Here is an 18,801-nt window from a genome sequence, read left to right on the forward strand (position 1 = left end):
AAGCACCGTGCCGGCTACGTGAACAGACCCTGACCCCAGTACTGCCCCTCGGCGAGCCCGGGCGGGCAGACGAAGAGTGCGGAACCGACGTGCTGGATGTACTCGTTCATCGCGTCGTTTCTCGACAGGCTGAGCTGCATCGGCACGAACTGTTCCTGCGGGTTGCGGCAGTAGGCGATGAAGAAGAGTCCGGCGTCGAGGTGGCCGAAACCGTCCGAGCCGTCCGTGAAGTTGTATCCGCGACGCAGGATCTGGATGCCGCCGAGTTCCTGTGCGGACGCCAGCCGCACGTGGGCGTCGACGTCGATCACCGGGTCGTGCCCCTTCTTGGAATCGAAGTCGAGTTCGTCGAACTCGGCCTTGCCGCTCAGGGGAGCGCCGCTGCCCTTGGACCGCCCGATCACGCGTTCCTGCTCGCCGAGCACGGTGCGGTCCCACTGCTCGATGAGCATGCGGATCCGCCGCGCCACGAGGTACGTGCCGCCGGCCATCCACGGCTGGTCGTCGCCGGAGGCCACCCAGACGTGCTCGTCGACGACGTCGGTCTCCTCCGCCTTGATGTTGTTGGTTCCGTCCTTGAACCCGAACAGGTTCCGCGGGGTGTCCTGGGTGGTGGACGTGGACGACGTGCGGCCGAAGCCGAGCTGCGACCAACGCACCGAGGCCGTCCCGAATGCGACACGCGCCAGGTTGCGGATGGCGTGCACAGCCACCTGCGGGTCGTTGGCGCACGCCTGGATCGCGATGTCGCCGCCGCTGCGCGCCGGATCCAGGTTGTCCGCCCGGAAGTGCGGAAGTTCTTCGAGCGCCGCGGGTTTCTTGGATGCGAACCCGAACCGGTCGTCGAACAGGGAGGGCCCGAACCCGATGGTCAGCGTCAGCTGCGACGCCGCCAGGCCGAGGGCCTCCCCGGTGTCGCTGGGCGGAACGTAGAGGCCGTCGCCGATCGCCCCGTCCGGGGTGGCCTCCTCGCCGGCGGTCATCCGCTCGGCCATCACGGTCCACTTCTTCAGCAGCGCTTCGAGTTCCTCCCGGGACTTCGTGGTGACGTCGAACGCCACGAAGTGCATGCGGTCCTGCGCCGGCGTCACGATGCCTGCCTGGTGTTCGCCGCGGAAGGCGACGACGTCGGCGTGCGAGAACGGCGCTTCGGCGGCGGTGGCGCGGCCGACCAGTGCACCGGCGCCTGCGAGGGCTGCTCCCGCCCCGACGGCGCCGAACAGGCGTCGTCGGGACATGCCCCTGCGCTCGTCCACCGTGGTGGTCGTGTCGGTCGTACCGGTCGGATCAGTCATGGTCATGCGCCCGCTACTACGCCCTGAACCTGGCTGACCTCGGCCGAGAGGGCGTCGATCTTGCGCGACAGTTCCTGGCGCTGTTGTTCGTTGACAGTGTCGTAGAAGACGAACCCGTCACCCTGGCGGTACTGGGCGAGTTCGGTATCGAGGTCCGCGAAACGCTGAGTGATGTTCGCGGCCAGTTCGGGATTGCGTTCTTCGATGATCGGCTGCAGTGCGGCGACCGCGGCCTGCGAGCCGTCGACGTTGGCCTGGAAATCCCAGAGGTCGGTGTGCGAGAAGATGTCTTCCTCACCGGTGATCTTCGACGTCGAGATCTCGTCGAGCAGCCCCTGCGCGTCGCCGGCGATCTTGGTGGGGTCGATCGCGTAGTCCTCGGCGTTCACCTGGTCGGCGAGGTACTGGACGTCGACGACGAGTTGGTCGGCGATCGCGTTGGTGTCGGGCTGGGGGCCGGTCACCCACAGGTCCTTCTCCAGCCGGTGGAAGCCCGTCCATTCCTGCCCGGGCTCGAGGTCGGCCTCCCGCAGATCGAGCTTGGGGTCGAGTTCGCCGAAGCTCTCCGCCTCGGGCTCGATGCGCTCGTAATAGGTGCGGGCGACGGGGAACAGGGCCTTGGCCTGATCGATGTTGCCGGCCTTCACGGCGTCGACGAACTGCTGCGTGGTGTCCTGCAGGGCGACGACCTGACTGCGGATGTAGCGGCGGTAGCCGTCGGCCGCCTCGGCGAGCTGTCCGCTCTCGTCGGAGGCGCTCATCGAATCGCCGGTGACGGTGAATTCCTGGCGGATGCCGTCGCCGACCATGCCGGGCTTGCACGCGAGCTGGTAGGTGCCTGCGTCGGGCAGCGACACGATGAGCTGACGGGTGAGCCCGGGACCGATGTTCTCGACCTCACCCATCGCCCGGTCGCCCTCCCCGAACACGTAGAACTCGGTGACCTTGCTGCCGTTGTTCGTGACCTGGAACGTGCTGTTCCCGGTCGTGCCGGAGTCCGCGCTGACGTCGCAGGTCTCGTCGCTCGCAGTGACGGTGATGTCGTCGGTGCTCGCCGTCGACTTCTCGGTACAGCCTGCGAGGGCCAGTGGCAGCACGGCGACCGAGGCGAGGGCGAAGGTGGATCGGCGCATGGTCTTCATGGGCGGAAGTTGCCTTTCACGAAACTGTTTCGTCGGGTGAGGGGGACGCAGTGCGCTCGGGGGCCGCTGAGGCCGTCGGGGATGCGGAGGGCTCGGGTGCGCGTTTGGGTGCGGAGACGGGCCGGAGGAACAGGAACAGGACCACGACGAGGTACACGGCCCAGGCGACCGCCTGCAGGACGGTCGGGTCGGGCCGGAAGTTGAAGATGCCCGCCAGGACGGTGCCGTACCAACTGGAGGCGTCGTAGCTGCCGGAGATGTCGAATGCGAGTGCGGAACCGCCGGGCAGGACGCCGCCGATCTGCAGCGCATGGACGCCGTACCCGAGAATTCCGGCGGCGACGATGATCAGGAAGATGCCGGTGTACTTGAAGAACTTCGCGAAGTCGAGCCGGACGGCGCCGACGTACAGCAGAACGGTGAGGACCGCGGCGGCGACGATGCCGAGCAGGAGGCCGACGAGGGGCCACGCGCTGCCCGCGGTGTTCTCGGCATACCCGACCATGAGGAGCGCGGTCTCGACACCTTCTCGGCCGACGGCGAAGAACGCGAGCGTGAGCACCGCGATCGGACCGGCGACCAGCGCCTTCTCCATGCCGGCCTTGAGGTCGTGGGAGATGGACCGCGCGGCCTTCCGCATCCACAGCACCATCGTGGTGACGATCGCGACCGCGACGAGGGAGGCGACGCCGGCGATAATTTCGGCGGTCAGTCCGGTGACGGTGGACGTTCCGTAGTGGATGACGAGGAAGATCACCGCCACCATCGCCACGGCGACGCCGACGCCGAGCCAGACCCATTTGAGTGCGTCTTTGCGTTCGGCTTTCACGAGGAACGCGGCGAGGATCATGACGACGATGCCCGCCTCGAGGCCCTCCCGGAGACCGATCAATCCGCTGCCGAACAGCTGGGTGGCGATCGACGGCGCGGTCCCTGCGGCGAGGACGGACATGCACACTCCTGATCGAGGCGGGTCGAGCTGACTGATCAGCAAGGTTGGGTAGGCAACCTTGCCGTAGGCAAGGCGAACCTTAGCCCTCTGCAAAACATACACCGCGCCTCCGCGGCCGAAGAACCCCTCACCAGCACTTTTACAACTCTTTACCTTTGGTGTTTTGCGGTGCCGTGACCCGTATTCGGTGTGGACGCCGTCTCGCCTGGCCGGGATCGACGAGTTCGGTGTGGATGATGGAGACGTGAACCGATATCCCGCGCGGCCGAAACGTCGTTCCCGATGGCCCGGACCGCTGTTCGCCCTCCTCGCGGCGACGGTGGTCGTGGTTCTCGCCTACGGCGCGTGCTCGCGGGAGCAGCAACCGAGGATCGCGATCCCGGAGGGCATCCCGCCCGGTCCCGGCGCGGCGACCCCGCCGATCGACATCAACGCGCCCGGACGCTCCGCGGATCAACTGCACGAGTGGTCCGCCGGACTGGCCGACTCGATCGGCGTCGGAAATACCGCGCTCGAGGCGTACGGCTACGCGTCGGCGGTGATGGCCGCGACGAAACCCGAATGCGGGATCGGGTGGACCACCCTCGCCGGAATCGCCAGTGTCGAGAGCAGGCACGGCACGCACGCCGGTTCGACGGTCGGGCCCACCGGGCAGGTGACACCCGAGATCCGGGGCATCCCCCTCGACGGCGGACCCGGCGTCGCGGAGATCCCCGACACCGACGGCGGCGCGATGGACGGCGACCCGGTGCACGACCGCGCCATGGGTCCCCTGCAGTTCATTCCCGAAACGTGGAAGACGTGGGGTGTCGACGCGAACGGTGACGGCGTGGCCGACGCCGACAACATCGACGACGCGTCGTTGACCGCCGCCCGCTACCTGTGCGACCGCGGCGGCGATCTCACCACGCCGGACGGCTGGCGGTCGGCTCTGATGGCCTACAACCTGTCGGGGGAGTACCTCACCCTGGTACGCGACCGGGCGTCTGCCTACTCCGTCGGGGTGCGCCCGTAATCCTCCCACCACCGCTTCGTGACGTGATCGACGCTGCATCGACAGGTGTCGCGCGGGCGGATCGCCGTCGGCGGGGCGCGCCATCCCGCGCGGGTTTCGGTGTGCCGTTACGCTGTGTCCTGGCACGATCTGGTGTCCTGGCACGATCGGACCGGTCGCTGCACAGTGCGAAGGCCAATATAAGGAGAATCAGCAAGTGTCCATCATTGAGCAGGTCGGAGCCCGTGAGATCCTCGATTCCCGTGGTAACCCCACGGTGGAGGTCGAGGTGCTGCTCGACGACGGAAGTTTCGCTCGCGCCGCGGTTCCGTCGGGTGCGTCGACCGGTGAGCACGAGGCCGTCGAACTGCGTGACGGCGGCGACCGGTACAACGGCAAGGGTGTCGAGAAGGCCGTCGAGGCCGTCCTGAGCGAGATCGCTCCGGCCATCATCGGGATCGACGCCACCGAGCAGCGGACCGTCGACCAGGCCCTGCTGGACGCCGACGGCACGCCCGACAAGTCGCGTCTGGGCGCCAACGCGCTCCTGGGTGCGTCCCTCGCGGTCGCCCGCGCGGCCGCCGAGTCGTCCGGTCTCGACCTCTTCCGTTACGTCGGCGGCCCCAACGCCCACGTCCTGCCCGTCCCGATGATGAACATCCTCAACGGTGGCGCGCACGCCGACACGGGTGTCGACGTCCAGGAGTTCATGGTCGCCCCGATCGGTGCCGCCACGTTCAAGGAGTCGCTGCGCTGGGGCGCCGAGGTGTACCACGCGCTCAAGTCGGTGCTGAAGGAGAAGGGCCTGGCCACCGGTCTCGGTGACGAGGGCGGCTTCGCCCCCGACGTCGCGGGCACCAAGGAAGCGCTCGACCTGATCAGCGTCGCCATCGGCAAGACCGGCCTGGTGCTGGGCACCGACGTGGCGCTGGCGCTCGACGTCGCCGCCACCGAGTTCTACACGGACGGCACCGGCTACAAGTTCGAGGGCAGCAACCGGACCGCGGACGAGATGGCGGCGTTCTACGCCGAACTGGTCGACGCCTACCCGATCGTGTCCATCGAGGACCCGCTGGACGAGGACGACTGGGACGGCTGGGTCGCCCTGACCGATCAGATCGGCAACAAGGTCCAGCTCGTCGGTGACGACCTGTTCGTCACCAACCCGGAGCGTCTGGAAGAGGGCATCGTCAAGGGCGCCGCGAACGCGCTGCTGGTGAAGGTCAACCAGATCGGCACGCTGACCGAGACCCTCGACGCCGTCGACCTCGCGCACCGCAACGGCTACAAGACGATGATGAGCCACCGGTCCGGCGAGACCGAGGACACCACCATCGCCGACCTCGCGGTCGCCGTGGGCAGCGGTCAGATCAAGACCGGCGCCCCCGCACGCAGCGAGCGCGTCGCCAAGTACAACCAGCTGCTGCGCATCGAGGAGAACCTGGGCGACGCCGCCCGCTACGCCGGCGAGGTCGCCTTCCCGCGGTTCGCATTCGAAGGCTGACGTTCGACAGTCGAGTTAGGGGTGTTGGGGTAGGTGGCACAACGCGGCAGGCCGCGGTCGTCCGGAGCAAGTCCGGGCGGCCGTGGCACCGGGCGTGGTGAACGGGCCCGCGGAAGCCGCGCGGAGGGCGCTCCCGGAGCGCGACGCCCCCGCACCACCAAGTCGACGACGCCGGGGCAGGCCGACGGCAAACCGGACGCCGTCGACAGCGCCGACACCGGCAAGGTGCTCCCCGGGCGCGCTCGCCCGAGACGGGTGGGCGCGACCGGGGCCACCCGCATACCGAAGTCCGAGCACAAGATCCTCGGGCTGTCGACGGGCCAGGCGCTCGTCCTCGTCATGGTCGTGCTGCTTCTCGCCCTCACCCTCGCGGTTCCGCTGCGCAACTACCTCACCCAGCGTGGGGAAGCGGATCGTATTGCGGCGGAACAGGTTCAACTCGAGAAGGATCTGGCGGAACTGCGGATCCTCGAGGAACGCTATTCCGACCCCGCCTACATCGAGGCGCAGGCACGGGGACGGCTCCGGTGGGTGAAGCCCGGCGACACCCCGTTCCAGGTGCAGCTGCCCGGCGACTACAAGGAGCCGGAGAAGCCGGAGGAGAAGGACGCCGAGATGGCGGGCCCCTGGTACTCCGACCTGTGGAAAACCATTTCAGAACCGCCGGCCGCGCCCGAGGTGCAGCCGGCACCGGCTCCGGCGCCCCCCGTGGTGCCGCCGACCGTACCGCCAGAACCAGGAGAACCCACCGGGTGACCACTTCGTCCGACCCGTCCAGCCCCGTGCCGCAGGAAGACCTCGCCGCCGTCGCCGCCCAACTCGGCCGCGAACCGCGAGGAGTGCTCGAGATCGCGTACCGCAGTCCCGACGGCACACCCGGCGTCGTGAAGACCGCGCCCAAACTTCCCGACGGAACGCCGTTCCCGACGCTGTACTACCTGACCGACCCGCGACTGACCGCGGAGGCCAGCAGGCAGGAGTCCGCGGGCGTCATGCGTGAGATGACCGAACGTCTCGGGCAGGACCCGGAACTCGCGGCCGCATACCTGCGCGCCCACCAGTCGTATCTCGCCGAGCGCGACGCCATCGAACCCCTGGGAACGGACTTCACCGGCGGTGGCATGCCCGAACGCGTCAAATGCCTGCACGTGCTGATGGCCCACTCGCTGGCGAAGGGGCCGGGCGTCAACCCGCTCGGCGACGAGTCCGTGGCCCTCGCCGCGTCCGCGGCAGGCGGAAAGCTGAGGGGCACCGCGATTCCCGCGGACTGGCCCGGCATCGACGACATCGAAAGCCCCGAGCAGTGACGCGCGTCGCCGCCGTCGACTGCGGCACGAACTCCATCCGCCTCCTCGTCGCCGACGTCGACGACAAGGGCGCACTGCACGACGTCCGTCGCGAGATGCGCGTCGTTCGGCTGGGTCAGGGTGTGGACGCCACCGGGCGGCTTGCGCCCGAGGCCATCGAACGCACCCGCGTCGCGTTGACCGAGTACGCCGGAATGATCGCCGACGCAGGCGCCACCGCCGTCCGCATGGTCGCCACGTCCGCCACCCGCGACGCGTCCAATCGGGAGGACTTCTTCTCGATGACCCGCGACGTGCTGGGCGCCGTCATCCCGGGCGCCGGAGCCGAAGTCATCACCGGCGACGAGGAAGCACGACTGTCGTTCAACGGGGCGGTCGGGGAACTCGATCCCGCCCGGGGGCCGTTCGTGGTCGTGGACCTCGGCGGCGGTTCCACCGAAGTGGTGCTCGGCGACGAATCCGGCGTCCACGCGGCGTTCTCCACCGACATCGGATGCGTGCGCATCACCGAGCGCTGCCTGCACGACGACCCGCCGACACAGGCGCAGATCGAGGACGCCCGGGTGTTCGCGCAGGAACGCCTCGACGAGGCGTTCGCCCGCGTCCCCGTCGAACAGGCCCACACCTGGGTCGGTGTCGCCGGCACGATGACCACGATCGCAGCCCTCGCGAAAGAGCTGCCCGAATACGACGCCGAACAGGTGCATCTCTCCCGCATCCCGCTGCCCCGGCTGCGGGAAGTCTGCACCTCGCTGATCGCCATGACCCACACCGAACGCGCCGCGCTCGGCCCGATGCACCCCGGACGGGTCGACGTCATCGGCGGCGGAGCGATCGTGACCCTCGCCCTCGCCGACGCATTCGAGAAAAAGGCCGGCATCGACCAACTCGTCGTCAGCGAACACGACATCCTCGACGGAATCGCCTTGTCGATCGCCTGAGTTAGGGTGATCTGCGCACGGTCACCGAGCAACACCCTCGGCGGCCGGTAGCCCCTATAGCCCAATTGGCAGAGGCAGCGGACTTAAAATCCGCACAGTGTCGGTTCGAGTCCGACTGGGGGCACCACTTTGCCGCAGTTAGGGGCATTTCCGTCTCGCGCGACGAAGCTGTGCAAGTACTCGCGGGCCGTGAAAAGGCCGTGACGTGCGGGCGGCATGCGATCAACACCAGGCCGCCTGCACAGCCGGCTCGGTACGTCAGTCCCGACCCGTTCGAGGCGGCTTACTACGCTCACCCATCAACTCCCTAACCGGAGATGTCGCCAGCATAGGAGCGACTACCAAGGGCGTCGCCAGGTCATCGGACCGAATCTGCTACCGGATCGAATCTGGCGGGCGCTGTGCCGCGACAAGGATCTCGAAGGCGGCGTCGGAGGAGCCAAACTCCGCGCCGCCCGCTGCTACCTCTACACCACGCTGACCGGCACCTCGCTGTACCAGGCGCCGATACCCCTCTCCCTGCCGTCGAACGCACTCCGGATGCACTACGAGAGTTTCGTCTTCCACATGAACGACCGCCTCGCCGGCGCACTCGCGGACTACGCCCACGGCTATCTCACCGATCTCGGCATCTCCGACGAACACGTCAGCTGACAGCCGCCGATCTCGATTCTCGATGGACTCGAACTGCCCGGACGTCACCCCGATTCCCTCGACGTTGCTGCCATCCATGCCGTGGTCATGGAAACCGATCTGTCCTGCGGTGCCATCGGCGAGCTGTTCGGAACTTCACGCGAGCACAGACGGTGCCTGCTGTCCGATCATCCCCGGCCCTATCAGGAACTCAAGCCGCGCACGGTGCCGCACTCGTCGCGGCGGTACCGCGAGATCCGCCTCTCGCTCAGCCGGAAGGCGATCGATGCCTGGGCGCAGCAGGGCATCCGGTCGACACGGCAACTGGCTGCCGAGAAGGGAATTGAGCGCAAGATGATCGCCCGCCGCCTCCACGAGCTCGACGTGCCCATGCTCGAGTCCGGAGGCCATGCCAAATATGACCTCGATCGTGACTGGCTGTATCAACGTTACATCGTTGACAAGCGCACCCACGGCCAGATCGCCGCCGAAGCCTGAGTTAGCCAGTCCACGATCGAAAGGCTCACCGCCGCTTACGGAATACCCAACAGAAGTCGAGGTAGAGATAGTGACATCGCCACCATCCTAGTCAGGGAAGAAGCGGCACACTACGATCCGCCACTTCGCAGTGTGCTCACCGGCCGGGGAGCGTGGTCTCGACTCGAACGCTTCGACGCCATAGTCCGGTGTGGGTCGCTCCAAGCTGCGGCAGACGACCTGAACCTATACGCGTCTGTACTGTGCACTCAACTTTCCAGACTCGAATATGAAGCAGGAATGCAACTGTGGGACCGACGGGAGAAGACCTCAACTGTCGGCGGTGAACAACTACTGCGACAGTTTCGTGCTGCGAAGTCGGCGGAATCCACCTGACGCAATCGCGGGGGTAAATGACTCAGCGATGTAGACTTGGTCAGCTGTTGAACCCGTGCGCCGCGAACTCGCGTGCGGCGTGCTCGACTTCGCCGCGTGCGCGGACTGAATCATCCTCACGCAGCACTTGCGCAGGCGCGTGGTCACCCAGCGCCGGGTTGCGCCCGACGAACCACGACTGAACAACGGCAGGACACTCACGAGCACTCAGCATCTGCGCCGAATCGAGCGCTACCGACATGCGATCCAAAATTACTTGCTCGGGGAGCAGGCTGCTGCCCTCGACCCAGCGCTGAACGGTTCGGGTGTCGGCGACGCCTGCCCGGTACGCCACGATCGTCGTACCCACAAGCCTCCGCAACTCGGTCAGCCTTCTCTGCGAGTCGGACTCCGGCGTTGCAACCACGGCGCACATCGCCTATCTCCTCGGCAGGAAGTTCCTACCCAGGACGATACTCGGAAGATGGCCACCGACGCTGCGGGAGCAAGGAGACGTGCACCCGACAATCAATTGCGGACGTGATGGCTAGCCCCGAAAATGCAGCTGCTGTGGGTTCCGGGCTAGATGAGGTATTCCGGGGTAGTCAGTTCCCTACTTGCGATTGTTCCGCCCAATATGTCCTGGTTCGTCAAGTTCCGATAGCGGACAAGGTGACCCGGAGGGGCGAAGACCCCGCCAGGAACGAGGCAGACAAGCTCCTTGCCGATTTGCTGGTAGTGCTCAACAACATCGACGTCGAATGATTGTTGAGAACCTGCGCTAACCTACTGAACTCACCTTTTGCGCCAACGGAAGCATTCCCACGTTTGCCGAATTCGTCTTCGCTACAAAGAAATAGGTTGTGCCGAGTAGCGTGCTGCACATTCTTCGATGAGGTGGCGCTCGGCGATTGGCAGGTTCCAGATCGCGACGGTGCGGAGGATTCTGGTGACGTTCTGGTAGTAGCTGGCTGGGCTCATACCGAACTCGACGAGGATGTCACCCGGCCGCGCGCCACCGTAGGGAGCCCAGATTCGGGCGAGCTCGAGCATGGCTTGTTCTTCCGAAGTCATGGTGTCTCCTGTTGTGGGGCGGGCGGTGGGGATATCTTTCGGGGGTCTATTTGTGTTGTCAGGCATAGGGTCCCGTTCAAGGAACGGAACCCCATGCCGGGAGGTCAACTCCCTTTCGCGATCCACTCGGCGAGATACGGGGCCTCGGTACCGATCGCGGTGCCGTCCCCGTGCCCGGTGTGGACCACGGTGGTCTCGGGCAGCGCGAACAACCGGTCCCGGATCGATCCGATGATCGTCGGGAAATCCGAGAACGATCGACCCGTGGCACCCGGGCCGCCGGAGAACAGGGTGTCCCCGGAGAACAACGTCCCCGCCTCGGGCAGGTACAGGCACACCGACCCCGGCGAATGTCCGGGTGCGTGGATCACCTGGATTTCGGTGCCGGCGATCGCGATCCGCTGCCCGTCCTCAAGGTTCCAGTACTTGTCGCCGGGGTGGCTCATCTTCCACAGCACGTCGTCCCCCGGGTGCAGCAGCACCGGCGCGTGCAACCGCTCGGCGAGTTCCGGGGCCACGGTGACGTGGTCGTTGTGACCGTGCGTGCAGATCACCGCGTTCACGTGCCGGCCGCCGACCGCGTCGATGATCGGCTGCGCACTGTGGGCGGCGTCGACGATCACCACGTCGGTGTCGTCCCCGACCAGCCAGATGTTGTTGTCGACGTTCCATTCATCGCCGTCGAGGGCGAAGGTGCCCTCGGTGACGACCCGCTCGATCCGGAAGGTGCCGCTCATGAGGCCACTGCCTGGTGTTCGACGCCGCCGTGCTCGGTTTCTGCGGCTTGGCGGTCCTTGTGTTCGGCAATGGCCTGTTTGAGGTCGAAGGTGGTGTCGGCGGCCTGTGCGGGTGTGAGGGGCATGCCGCTGGCGAGTATCTTGCGGGCGGCCATGTGATCGCGTGGCTTGTTCACGGACTCGACGCCGAGGAGTCGCTCGCCGGCGAAGCAGAAGATGGAGAACGCTCCGCTGTCGACCGAACCGCGGACCACGTGGGTGTCGGCCCCGGCGGTCAACCCCGTCATCTGCAATTTCGACTCGTATTGTTCGGACCAGAACCACGGCACACTGTGGTACTTGGTGGCGCTGCCGGTGATTTGACCAGCGATGCAGCGTGCCTGGTCGACGGCGTTCTGCACGGATTCGAGCCGCACCAGTCCGGCGGAGCCGGCGATGGGGTAGGCGGCGCAGTCACCGATCGCCGAGATGTGGGGATCGCCTGTGCGGAGGTACTCGTCGACGACGATGCCGTTGTCGACCTGTAGGCCGGTGAGTGCTGCCTGCTCGATGTTAGGAAGGACCCCGATCCCTACGACCACCGCGTCGGCGCGGATGATGTCACCGGTTGATGTGGCGACTCCAGCGGCTCGCCCGTCGGCGGCGATGATCTTTTCCACACCGGTAGACAGGCGCATATCCACGCCGTGGTCGGTATGGGTGGTGGAGAAGTACTCCGACATCACCTCGGACAGTGCCCGGGCCATGGGCCGGGGCATGGCCTCGACGACGGTGACCTCGATGCCCTTCTTGCGGGCCGCGGCGGCCACTTCGAGGCCGATGAATCCGGCGCCGATGACGACCAACGAGGTACACGCGGCCATGCTCGCGGTGAGGGATTCGGCTTCGGCCGCGGTCCGGAGGTAGTGCACGCCGGGCAGCTCGGCACCGGGGACGGGCAGCGTCCGGTTCCGGGCGCCCGTTGCCAGGATCAGGTGGTCGTACTCGAACGTCGTAGCGTCGATCAGCTCGACGCGCTGATTGTCTCGGTCGATGTGGACCACGGGTTTTCCGTAGGCGAGGGTGATCCGGTGTTCGTCGAAGTACTGGCTGGGCCGCAAGGCGAGAGAGTCTCGGTCGGGTTCGCTGTGCAGGTATGCCTTCGACAGCGGCGGCCGCTGGTAGGGCACACCCGATTCGTCGCCGATCAGGGTGATCGACCCGGCGAAGCCGTGGGTGCGGAGGCTGACGGCTGCTTCGAAACCTGCCTGGCCGGATCCGACGATGACAATCCGTTCGGTGCTCATACCTGCTCCTGCGGCAACTGCACGATCAGGCCCTCGACCTCGTCGGTGACGACGAGCTGACAGGACAGTCGGCTGGATTCCGTGCGGGGGCTGACGGTGTCCTCGAGCATTTCGTCTTCCTCTTCGGAGATCGCCGGAAACTTGTCCGACCAGGGGCTTTCGACGTAGACGTGGCACGTCGCGCACATGGCCTGACCTCCGCATTCGGCGACGATGCCGTCGATTCCGGCGCCGATGGCGGCCTGCATGACCCTCTTGCCGGCGGGAACCTCGACCTCATGCTTGGTTCCATCAGGGTGAACGTAGGTGACGGTGGGCACGTCTATCTCTCTTTCACGAAAAATGTGCAATGGGGACGAACTCCGGGGTGGGGCACCGGCGGTGGCGCCGGCGCCCCACCCCGGGCTCACGGCAGAACGGTCTCTTCGTCGCTGAAGAGCATCGTCACTCCGCCGGTGGCGAAGTTGGCGACGTCAGCGGCGGCGTTCTGGCCTTCGGGGGACGCAAAAGCCTGTCCGGCTTCTTTTTTCGTCTCGAAGTACAGCTGTGCGTGTCCGTAGGCGGCAGGCGGGTTGCCGTCGAGGGATTCACATTTGCCGTAGGCGAACTTCTTGACGCTCGGGATCTGGCGCACCAGCGGCAGATGCTTGGTGGTGTAGTGCTCGTCGAACGCGGCCGGGTCGGTGGGCTGGTTGTAGGTGATGGTGACGCGGTACATGTGTGGTCTCGTTCCTTCGGGTCGGTCAGGGGCGGTCGGCGGGCACGGGATTGCGCTGGGGGTCCCACTCGACGAGCACGTGCTCGGGGCCCCGGAAGGAGGTGTTGGGCAGGTACGAGAAGTCCTGTCCGGCAACGAGCGACATGTGCGGAAGGCGACGGGACACCTCTTCGAGGAACACCTTCATCTCCAGCCGGGCGAGCGTGGCACCGAGGCAGGTGTGGCTTCCGATGCCGAAGGTGAGGTGACGGCGGGCGTTGCCGCGATGGATGTCGAAGTCGTCGGGTTCGGGGAAGACCGAGTCGTCTCGGTTTGCCGAGGCCATGACGATGAGCAGTCGACCGCCCGCGGGGATGTCGACGCCGCCGACGGTGGTGTCGGTGACGGCCTTGCGCCGCCATGCGACGACGGAACCGCTGTAGCGCAGGCATTCCTCGATGGCCTTGGGGATCAGTGTGGGATCGATGCAGATCTCTTCCCAGGCCGCGCGGTTCTCGAGGAGCGTGCGGAAGGCGTTGCCGGTGGCGTTGGTGGTGGTCTCGTGGGCCGCAACGACACCGCTCATCATGATGTTCTGCAGGTAGTTGTCGTCGAACAGATCGGGGTGCTGGCGTTGCATCTCGATCGCGTGTGGGATCCAGCCCTTCGCGTTCGGGTCGGCCTTGAGCTTCTGGACCAGGCCGCCGGCGAATTCCCAGAACTTGCCCATACCGGTGGCGACCCGGGTCTGCTCGTCACCGGTGGGGTGACCCCAGGTGAACAGGGTCTGCTGCATTCCGAAATGCCGGCAGGTCTCGATGTCCTCGTCGGGGACCCCGAGGAAAATGAGCGCGACGATGCACGGCACTTCGTAGAGCAGGTCACCGATGAGGTCGGCGCGCCCGTCCTTGATGACCTTGTCGAGGTAGGTGTTGACGACCTCACGGATCTTCGGTTCGAGTACCGCGACATTGTCCGCCTCGAACGGCTGCATCAGCAGGCGACGGCGTTCGGTGTGGATCGGCTCGTCCTCGTTCACGATGGTCGGGCCGGGCGCGAACTGGTAGCTGCCCAGAATCTGCAGGGCTTCGTCGCTGATGGGGGTGATCTGATCGAGGGTGATCGACGGTGAGAACACAGACGGTGTCTTGAAGATCTGCTTGATGTCCTCGTAGCGGGTGACGACCCAGTAGTCGAGGAGTGGGCTGTAGAACACCGGCTCCTCTTTGCGGGCTTCCTTCAACGATGTGGGTGGATCGACCTGGTATGCACCACGAAACGGATCGAATCCTGCCGCCATACCTGAAACGGGGCATCCGGTCGGGCTTTTCACGCCTTCCGGCGCGTGATCGACGGTCATTCGTCTCCTCCAGATTGGGGAATAGCCGCTGTCGAGCGATTCCCCATTAGCGTATGATTCAGGTCACAAGAGCCGCCATCCTGTGAGCGCAGCAATATATCCAATTGGCGCAAACAACCGAACAGTTCTCCATTTCGAGTCGACCAGAGAGACTGACGAAATTAATGACCGAACTTCCACAGCAGGGAAACGGCACCAGAACGTTTCTCTCGGACGACATCGACGAGGCGCGCGATATCGGGAGCGATCTCTACTACCCCCACGAGGTTCGCGTTCTCGGTGACGAGGACAAGTTTCAAATGCGAATGACGGCCGCATCGTTCGGTCCGGTCACGCTCGGGCGCCTCGACTATTCGACCGAGGTGGAGATCTTCACCAATGAGCTGCTCGATTCGTATCAGGTGAACATCCCGATGCGGGGAGAGCTGATCACTGGGTCGGGCCGTTCCCGAACGGTGGCGAACCCGCACCGTGCCGCGGTCTACCGGTGCGATCAACGGTCGCTGCTGCGCGGGTGGGCTTCGCCCTATCCGACCCCGGTACTCGCCCTGAAGATCGATCGCCGCGCACTCGAAGACCAGCTCGCCGCGCGATTGGGCATCGAGGTCGCGAACCCGATCGTCTTCGACGTGGACCTCGATCTCGACTCGGTGGTCGGGCGTCAGTGGTTGTCCCTGGTCGAGGGGCTGTCGCACCAACTCGACAGTCCCGAAGCCCTGGCCCTGCATCCCATCGTGGCAGCGCCGATGGCCGAATGTTTGATGAGCGGTCTACTCGTGGCGGCCGAGCACGACTACCGGGCCCGCCTCTACGAACCCAAGCCCGCGCTGCCGGGAACGGTCCGGCTCGCCCTCGACTACCTCGATGCCCACGCCCAGCAGCCACTGACCGTGGCACAGGTCGCGAAGAACATCGGTGTCAGCGTGCGCTCCCTGCAGGTCGGATTCCAGAACTCGCTGGGGACCACACCGATGCGCCAGCTGAAGATCATCCGCCTGCAGAAAGCCCGGAAGGATCTGCTCGCCGCCGATCCCGCGGAGGTGGGCGTCACCGAGATCGCTCAACGGTGGGGATTTCTGCACGTGGGGCGCTTCGCCGGCGACTACCGGGCGGCGTTCGGCGTCAGTCCGTCGGAGGATTTGCGCACGATCCCGTTCCACTAGCAGCGGATATGCCGATCCCGCGGAAGTCGTGTCCATCACTTCCGCGGGATCGGTGCACCCGGATCCGTCAGCGCCAACGTCTTGACCCGGATGGTAAGGGCGAGCGGTGGTTACTGCACCACGGCCGCCAGGTTCGGGGCTCCGACGGTGAACTCCTCACGGAAGATCAACCGGGGCGCCATCCGCCGCCGCTTGAGCGCCTTCACGGCCGCCTCGACCATCGGCGGCGGCCCGCACAGGTACGCGCTCATGCCCTTGCAGGACGAGAAGTCGTCGAGCACGACGTCGGTGACCATGCCCATCGCCCCGTCCCACTGCTCCTCGCTCAGGGCGGGTCGGTAGTGGAAGTGCTCGTGCTCTTGCGCGAGGCCGCGGAAGAACTCGACGTCGTACAGGTCGTCCTGACGGCGACCGCCGTGGTACAGGTACAACTCCGGCACCAGCCGCTCGGCCAGAGCGTGCTGGACGATCGACTTCAACGGGGCCAAGCCGGTACCGCCGCCGATCAGGATCGCCGGCTCGTCCTGTTCCTTGACCAGGTTGAACTGACCCAACGGTCCGCGCAGCGAGAGCCGGTCACCGACCTGCATCGGCCCGAAGATCCATCGCTCGGTGGCCAGCCCCTCGGGGGTCAGCTTGACGTGGAATTCGAGGCGCCGGGTCTCCGTCGGGGGGTTGGCCATCGAGTACTGCCTGCCGACGTTGTGCTCGGGAACGATCAGTTCCGCGTACTGGCCGGCGTTGAACAGCATCGGGGTGTCCAGTTCGACGACGAGTCGGCGGGTGTTCGCGGCGATGTCTTCGAGCACCACCACCGTGGCGTCGTAGTCCCGCAGCGGGAAGTGCGGAACGCCGTCATCCCCGGTGCCACCGAGCGGTTCGACGGTCAGATCCGAACGCGGGGTGGCCATACAGCCCAGGACCAGCCCGTCCGCGCGTTCCTCGGCGGTGAGGGTGTACTCCGGTGACTCGTTGTGGTTGACCTCCCCGCACAGCACCTTGAGCTTGCAGGTGCCGCAGGTGCCCTGGGTGCACGAGTGGGGAAGCCATTCGTTCGCCCGAAGCGCCGCATCGAGGATGGATTGGTCTTCGGCAACGGTGACGTCCGAATTCTTACCCTGGATGCGGACCGTGTAATTATTAGCCATTTCCGACAGTGCTCCAATCCGATGAAAATGCTCCCGAAGTGCCCGGTATTTCAATCTCCGGACCGGGCACTTCGGGTCTCCGGAAATGTGATTCCGTTACACTTCCCATTTGGTGAACAATTGCTTGGGGCCGCGGAAACCCCATCCCCAGAAATCAACCTCGTGTGCGTCGTCGCGTTCGAGGTTCGGAATCGCTTCGAGCAATTCCTCCAGCCCGATCCGGGTAACCGCGTTGGCGAAATAGGTTCCCGCGCAGGCGTGCTTTCCGCCGCCGAACGTCATGTTCGGGAGCAGTGCCCTATCGAGGTCGAATTCGGTCGGCGCGTTGTAGGCGTTCTCGTCCTGGTTGGCCGAGCCGTAGGACAGCATGACGATCGAACCCTCCGGCAGGGTGACCCCACCGACGGTGACCTCGTGAGCGGCGCGTTTGACCACCGCAGACCAGATCGGTGCGACCCAGCGCATACCCTCCGAGACCGCTCGCGGGATCAAGGCAGGGTCGTCGACGACGCGTTCGAGCTGGTCAGGCTTGGTGAACAGTCCCGCCAACGTGGTCGCCATCGCATGACCGGGTTCCTGCATCGCTCCGAGCAGGAAGACATACAGGTTGGGGTAGATGACGTCGCGGCTTCGGGTCTGCCCCTCGGGCATGCCGTCGTGCAGCCAGTGGGAGATCGCGGTGTGGTCGGGCTCCTTGATCCACTTGTCGATCTTCGGGTCGACGTGGGCGATGATCTCCGCCTTGGCCTCGTCGCCGGGGATGAATCCGTCCGGGTTGGCGAACTCACCGTTCTCGTCGACCGCGGCGTTGGTGAACGACACGCTCAGCTTGTGGAACCACTCGCGCAGCTTGTCGTGGCTGACATCGTTGAGTCCGAGGAGATCACCGAGGGCGCGCACGCTGACGGGTTCGCAGTAGGCGGCCACGATGTCGGCCTGGCCGTCGTTCTCGATTTCGGCGAGCCGCTGCCGCGCGAACGGGCGCACCAGGTCGTCGATGTACTTGTCCACCGCCGAGGGCTGCAGGTGCGGTTCGACCATGTCCCGCAGGTCACGGTGGTCGTCGCCGTTGGTGTTGAGCAGGGCGCCGGGACCGAAGGTGCGCCCACCCGCAGCCGAGATGACGGCCGGCCAGTTGTCGGCGTCCTTGGCGATCTGTTCGCACAGTTCCTTCGTCGAGACGATGTGCATGCCGAGCGCGGGGACGAAGGCGACCGGCGCCTCCTTCCGCAGGCGCTCGTAGAAGGGATAGGGGTCGGCTTCGAGTTCTTCGATCGTGATTTCGTCGATGAAACTCTGGGTGGAAGTCATGGTGCTCCTTCTGCGTCAGGCTCTGGCGGTGCCGCAGTCGATGAACCGCCGGCCGAGCGAGAGTGGGGTGTGTCAGGTGCCGTAGCGTGCCGGGTTCGCGCTGATCAGCAGCACGTCAGGCGGGATCGCGTGGGTGCGGTTCGGCTCGGACCGCACCCACGCGTAACTCAGGCGGTCGGTGCGCCGGCGACGGCGCGGGACTGGTCGATCTCGCCGCTGATCGCCTGCTCGGCTGCCGCGGCGTCGGGGCCGGGGCCGCCGGGGCCGAAGTGCGCGTACTTCTCGATGTGTTGGTCGAGCGAGAGCGGGCTCGGGGTGCCGTAGGTGAAGTACGTCTCCCACGGCAGCTTCGCGCCGCCGATCGCCAGCCCGGTGTCGATGTCGGACATCTGCCAGGTCTTGGTC

The 18,801-nt window shown here is 66.0% G+C and carries 21 protein-coding genes, 1 tRNA gene and 1 pseudogene; 10 read left to right on the forward strand and 13 right to left on the reverse strand.

All coding sequences use genetic code 11. The annotated features are described in order from the left end of the window. Nucleotides 1-14: 14 nt before the first annotated feature. The 3 genes from efeB to efeU are packed head-to-tail and all read right to left on the reverse strand — an operon-like array spanning nucleotide 15 to nucleotide 3,389. On the reverse strand, nucleotides 15-1,295 hold the full coding sequence (gene efeB / locus CA951_RS28850) for an iron uptake transporter deferrochelatase/peroxidase subunit (protein ID WP_179220337.1): 1,281 nt from the start codon (nucleotides 1,293-1,295) through the stop codon (nucleotides 15-17). 2 nt (nucleotides 1,296-1,297) lie between these two features. Further along, nucleotides 1,298-2,437, reverse strand: coding sequence for an iron uptake system protein EfeO (gene efeO, locus CA951_RS28855; RefSeq protein ID WP_087560091.1), 1,140 nt, complete (start codon nucleotides 2,435-2,437; stop codon nucleotides 1,298-1,300). A 16-nt stretch (nucleotides 2,438-2,453) separates the two neighbouring features. Beyond that, nucleotides 2,454-3,389 (reverse strand): iron uptake transporter permease EfeU, encoded by a 936-nt coding sequence (efeU, locus tag CA951_RS28860; protein WP_087560092.1) that lies wholly within the window; start codon nucleotides 3,387-3,389, stop codon nucleotides 2,454-2,456. 244 nt (nucleotides 3,390-3,633) lie between these two features. Between efeU and CA951_RS28865 the strand changes: the two genes are divergently transcribed. The 9 genes from CA951_RS28865 to CA951_RS45215 all read left to right on the forward strand — a co-directional run bounded on the left by CA951_RS28865 (nucleotide 3,634) and on the right by CA951_RS45215 (nucleotide 9,641). Beyond that, on the forward strand, nucleotides 3,634-4,404 hold the full coding sequence (locus CA951_RS28865; protein WP_087560121.1) for a lytic transglycosylase domain-containing protein: 771 nt from the start codon (nucleotides 3,634-3,636) through the stop codon (nucleotides 4,402-4,404). A 196-nt stretch (nucleotides 4,405-4,600) separates the two neighbouring features. Next, a complete protein-coding gene (gene eno / locus CA951_RS28870) occupies nucleotides 4,601-5,887 on the forward strand; it encodes a phosphopyruvate hydratase (protein ID WP_072940896.1) in 1,287 nt (428 codons plus the stop codon). A 33-nt stretch (nucleotides 5,888-5,920) separates the two neighbouring features. Beyond that, the gene (locus CA951_RS28875) at nucleotides 5,921-6,643 is read left to right on the forward strand and encodes a septum formation initiator family protein (RefSeq protein WP_087560093.1); all 723 of its coding nucleotides are present in this window, start codon (nucleotides 5,921-5,923) and stop codon (nucleotides 6,641-6,643) included. Then, on the forward strand, nucleotides 6,640-7,194 hold the full coding sequence (locus CA951_RS28880) for a DUF501 domain-containing protein (protein ID WP_087560094.1): 555 nt from the start codon (nucleotides 6,640-6,642) through the stop codon (nucleotides 7,192-7,194). The genes CA951_RS28875 and CA951_RS28880 overlap by 4 nt, the downstream gene beginning before the upstream one ends. Continuing rightward, on the forward strand, nucleotides 7,191-8,135 hold the full coding sequence (locus CA951_RS28885) for a Ppx/GppA phosphatase family protein (RefSeq protein WP_087560095.1): 945 nt from the start codon (nucleotides 7,191-7,193) through the stop codon (nucleotides 8,133-8,135). The genes CA951_RS28880 and CA951_RS28885 overlap by 4 nt, the downstream gene beginning before the upstream one ends. A gap of 50 nt (nucleotides 8,136-8,185) precedes the next feature. Next, nucleotides 8,186-8,262 (forward strand) — tRNA-Leu (locus CA951_RS28890). An 89-nt stretch (nucleotides 8,263-8,351) separates the two neighbouring features. Next, the gene (locus tag CA951_RS42990) at nucleotides 8,352-8,789 is read left to right on the forward strand and encodes a hypothetical protein (protein ID WP_143543104.1); all 438 of its coding nucleotides are present in this window, start codon (nucleotides 8,352-8,354) and stop codon (nucleotides 8,787-8,789) included. Between the two features lie 87 nt (nucleotides 8,790-8,876). Then, entirely contained in the window at nucleotides 8,877-9,266 is a 390-nt protein-coding gene (locus CA951_RS28895) for a hypothetical protein (protein ID WP_087560096.1), read from the forward strand. A gap of 132 nt (nucleotides 9,267-9,398) precedes the next feature. Beyond that, nucleotides 9,399-9,641, forward strand: coding sequence for a LysR family transcriptional regulator (locus CA951_RS45215; protein WP_179220334.1), 243 nt, complete (start codon nucleotides 9,399-9,401; stop codon nucleotides 9,639-9,641). 40 nt (nucleotides 9,642-9,681) lie between these two features. On the opposite strand, the gene CA951_RS28905 is transcribed toward CA951_RS45215, so the two are convergent. The 7 genes from CA951_RS28905 to CA951_RS28935 all read right to left on the reverse strand — a co-directional run bounded on the left by CA951_RS28905 (nucleotide 9,682) and on the right by CA951_RS28935 (nucleotide 14,774). Beyond that, nucleotides 9,682-10,056 carry a hypothetical protein gene (locus CA951_RS28905; protein ID WP_087560098.1) on the reverse strand — a complete coding sequence of 125 codons (375 nt, stop codon included), beginning with the start codon at nucleotides 10,054-10,056 and terminating at the stop codon, nucleotides 9,682-9,684. 410 nt (nucleotides 10,057-10,466) lie between these two features. Next, a complete protein-coding gene (locus CA951_RS28910) occupies nucleotides 10,467-10,694 on the reverse strand; it encodes a DUF3263 domain-containing protein (protein ID WP_087560099.1) in 228 nt (75 codons plus the stop codon). Nucleotides 10,695-10,798: 104 nt separating this feature from the next. Beyond that, entirely contained in the window at nucleotides 10,799-11,431 is a 633-nt protein-coding gene (locus tag CA951_RS28915; RefSeq protein ID WP_087560100.1) for an MBL fold metallo-hydrolase, read from the reverse strand. Continuing rightward, a complete protein-coding gene (locus tag CA951_RS28920; RefSeq protein WP_087560101.1) occupies nucleotides 11,428-12,717 on the reverse strand; it encodes an NAD(P)/FAD-dependent oxidoreductase in 1,290 nt (429 codons plus the stop codon). The genes CA951_RS28915 and CA951_RS28920 overlap by 4 nt, the downstream gene beginning before the upstream one ends. Then, a complete protein-coding gene (locus CA951_RS28925) occupies nucleotides 12,714-13,037 on the reverse strand; it encodes a 2Fe-2S iron-sulfur cluster-binding protein (RefSeq protein WP_087560102.1) in 324 nt (107 codons plus the stop codon). Before CA951_RS28925 ends, CA951_RS28920 begins: the two co-directional genes overlap by 4 nt. 86 nt (nucleotides 13,038-13,123) lie before the next feature. Continuing rightward, nucleotides 13,124-13,435 carry an EthD family reductase gene (locus CA951_RS28930; protein ID WP_087560103.1) on the reverse strand — a complete coding sequence of 104 codons (312 nt, stop codon included), beginning with the start codon at nucleotides 13,433-13,435 and terminating at the stop codon, nucleotides 13,124-13,126. Between the two features lie 25 nt (nucleotides 13,436-13,460). Beyond that, nucleotides 13,461-14,774, reverse strand: a complete 1,314-nt coding sequence (locus tag CA951_RS28935) for a cytochrome P450 (RefSeq protein ID WP_087560104.1) — start codon at nucleotides 14,772-14,774, stop codon at nucleotides 13,461-13,463. 164 nt (nucleotides 14,775-14,938) lie between these two features. On the opposite strand from CA951_RS28935, the gene CA951_RS28940 reads away from it, so the two are divergent. After that, nucleotides 14,939-15,937, forward strand: a complete 999-nt coding sequence (locus CA951_RS28940) for an AraC family transcriptional regulator (protein WP_218780525.1) — start codon at nucleotides 14,939-14,941, stop codon at nucleotides 15,935-15,937. A 110-nt stretch (nucleotides 15,938-16,047) separates the two neighbouring features. On the opposite strand, the gene CA951_RS28945 is transcribed toward CA951_RS28940, so the two are convergent. From CA951_RS28945 to CA951_RS28955, 3 genes and pseudogenes are all read right to left on the reverse strand, one after another. Then, nucleotides 16,048-17,085 carry an NADH:ubiquinone reductase (Na(+)-transporting) subunit F gene (locus tag CA951_RS28945; RefSeq protein WP_087560105.1) on the reverse strand — a complete coding sequence of 346 codons (1,038 nt, stop codon included), beginning with the start codon at nucleotides 17,083-17,085 and terminating at the stop codon, nucleotides 16,048-16,050. A gap of 96 nt (nucleotides 17,086-17,181) precedes the next feature. Beyond that, nucleotides 17,182-18,396 (reverse strand): cytochrome P450, encoded by a 1,215-nt coding sequence (locus CA951_RS28950; protein ID WP_087560106.1) that lies wholly within the window; start codon nucleotides 18,394-18,396, stop codon nucleotides 17,182-17,184. Between the two features lie 167 nt (nucleotides 18,397-18,563). After that, a pseudogene (locus CA951_RS28955) lies at nucleotides 18,564-18,801 on the reverse strand (catechol 2,3-dioxygenase); the annotation flags it as partial.

Origin of the sequence: Rhodococcus sp. NCIMB 12038 (assembly GCF_002165735.1) — a bacterium.
Lineage (GTDB): Bacteria > Actinomycetota > Actinomycetes > Mycobacteriales > Mycobacteriaceae > Rhodococcus_F.

Bases quoted from the DNA above. Each gene is read 5' to 3' on its own strand.
- CA951_RS28920 (WP_087560101.1), bottom strand. From the start codon at position 12,717: ATGAGCACCGAACGGATTGTCATCGTCGGATCCGGCCAGGCAGGTTTC.
- CA951_RS28935 (WP_087560104.1), bottom strand. From the start codon at position 14,774: ATGACCGTCGATCACGCGCCGGAAGGCGTGAAAAGCCCGACCGGATGC.
- CA951_RS28940 (WP_218780525.1), top strand. From the start codon at position 14,939: ATGACCGAACTTCCACAGCAGGGAAACGGCACCAGAACGTTTCTCTCG.
- CA951_RS28950 (WP_087560106.1), bottom strand. From the start codon at position 18,396: ATGACTTCCACCCAGAGTTTCATCGACGAAATCACGATCGAAGAACTC.
- CA951_RS28930 (WP_087560103.1), bottom strand. From the start codon at position 13,435: ATGTACCGCGTCACCATCACCTACAACCAGCCCACCGACCCGGCCGCG.
- CA951_RS28905 (WP_087560098.1), bottom strand. From the start codon at position 10,056: ATGTGCGCCGTGGTTGCAACGCCGGAGTCCGACTCGCAGAGAAGGCTG.
- CA951_RS28895 (WP_087560096.1), top strand. From the start codon at position 8,877: ATGGAAACCGATCTGTCCTGCGGTGCCATCGGCGAGCTGTTCGGAACT.
- CA951_RS42990 (WP_143543104.1), top strand. From the start codon at position 8,352: ATGCGATCAACACCAGGCCGCCTGCACAGCCGGCTCGGTACGTCAGTC.
- CA951_RS28910 (WP_087560099.1), bottom strand. From the start codon at position 10,694: ATGACTTCGGAAGAACAAGCCATGCTCGAGCTCGCCCGAATCTGGGCT.
- CA951_RS28945 (WP_087560105.1), bottom strand. From the start codon at position 17,085: ATGGCTAATAATTACACGGTCCGCATCCAGGGTAAGAATTCGGACGTC.
- efeB (WP_179220337.1), bottom strand. From the start codon at position 1,295: ATGACTGATCCGACCGGTACGACCGACACGACCACCACGGTGGACGAG.
- efeO (WP_087560091.1), bottom strand. From the start codon at position 2,437: ATGAAGACCATGCGCCGATCCACCTTCGCCCTCGCCTCGGTCGCCGTG.
- efeU (WP_087560092.1), bottom strand. From the start codon at position 3,389: ATGTCCGTCCTCGCCGCAGGGACCGCGCCGTCGATCGCCACCCAGCTG.
- CA951_RS28915 (WP_087560100.1), bottom strand. From the start codon at position 11,431: ATGAGCGGCACCTTCCGGATCGAGCGGGTCGTCACCGAGGGCACCTTC.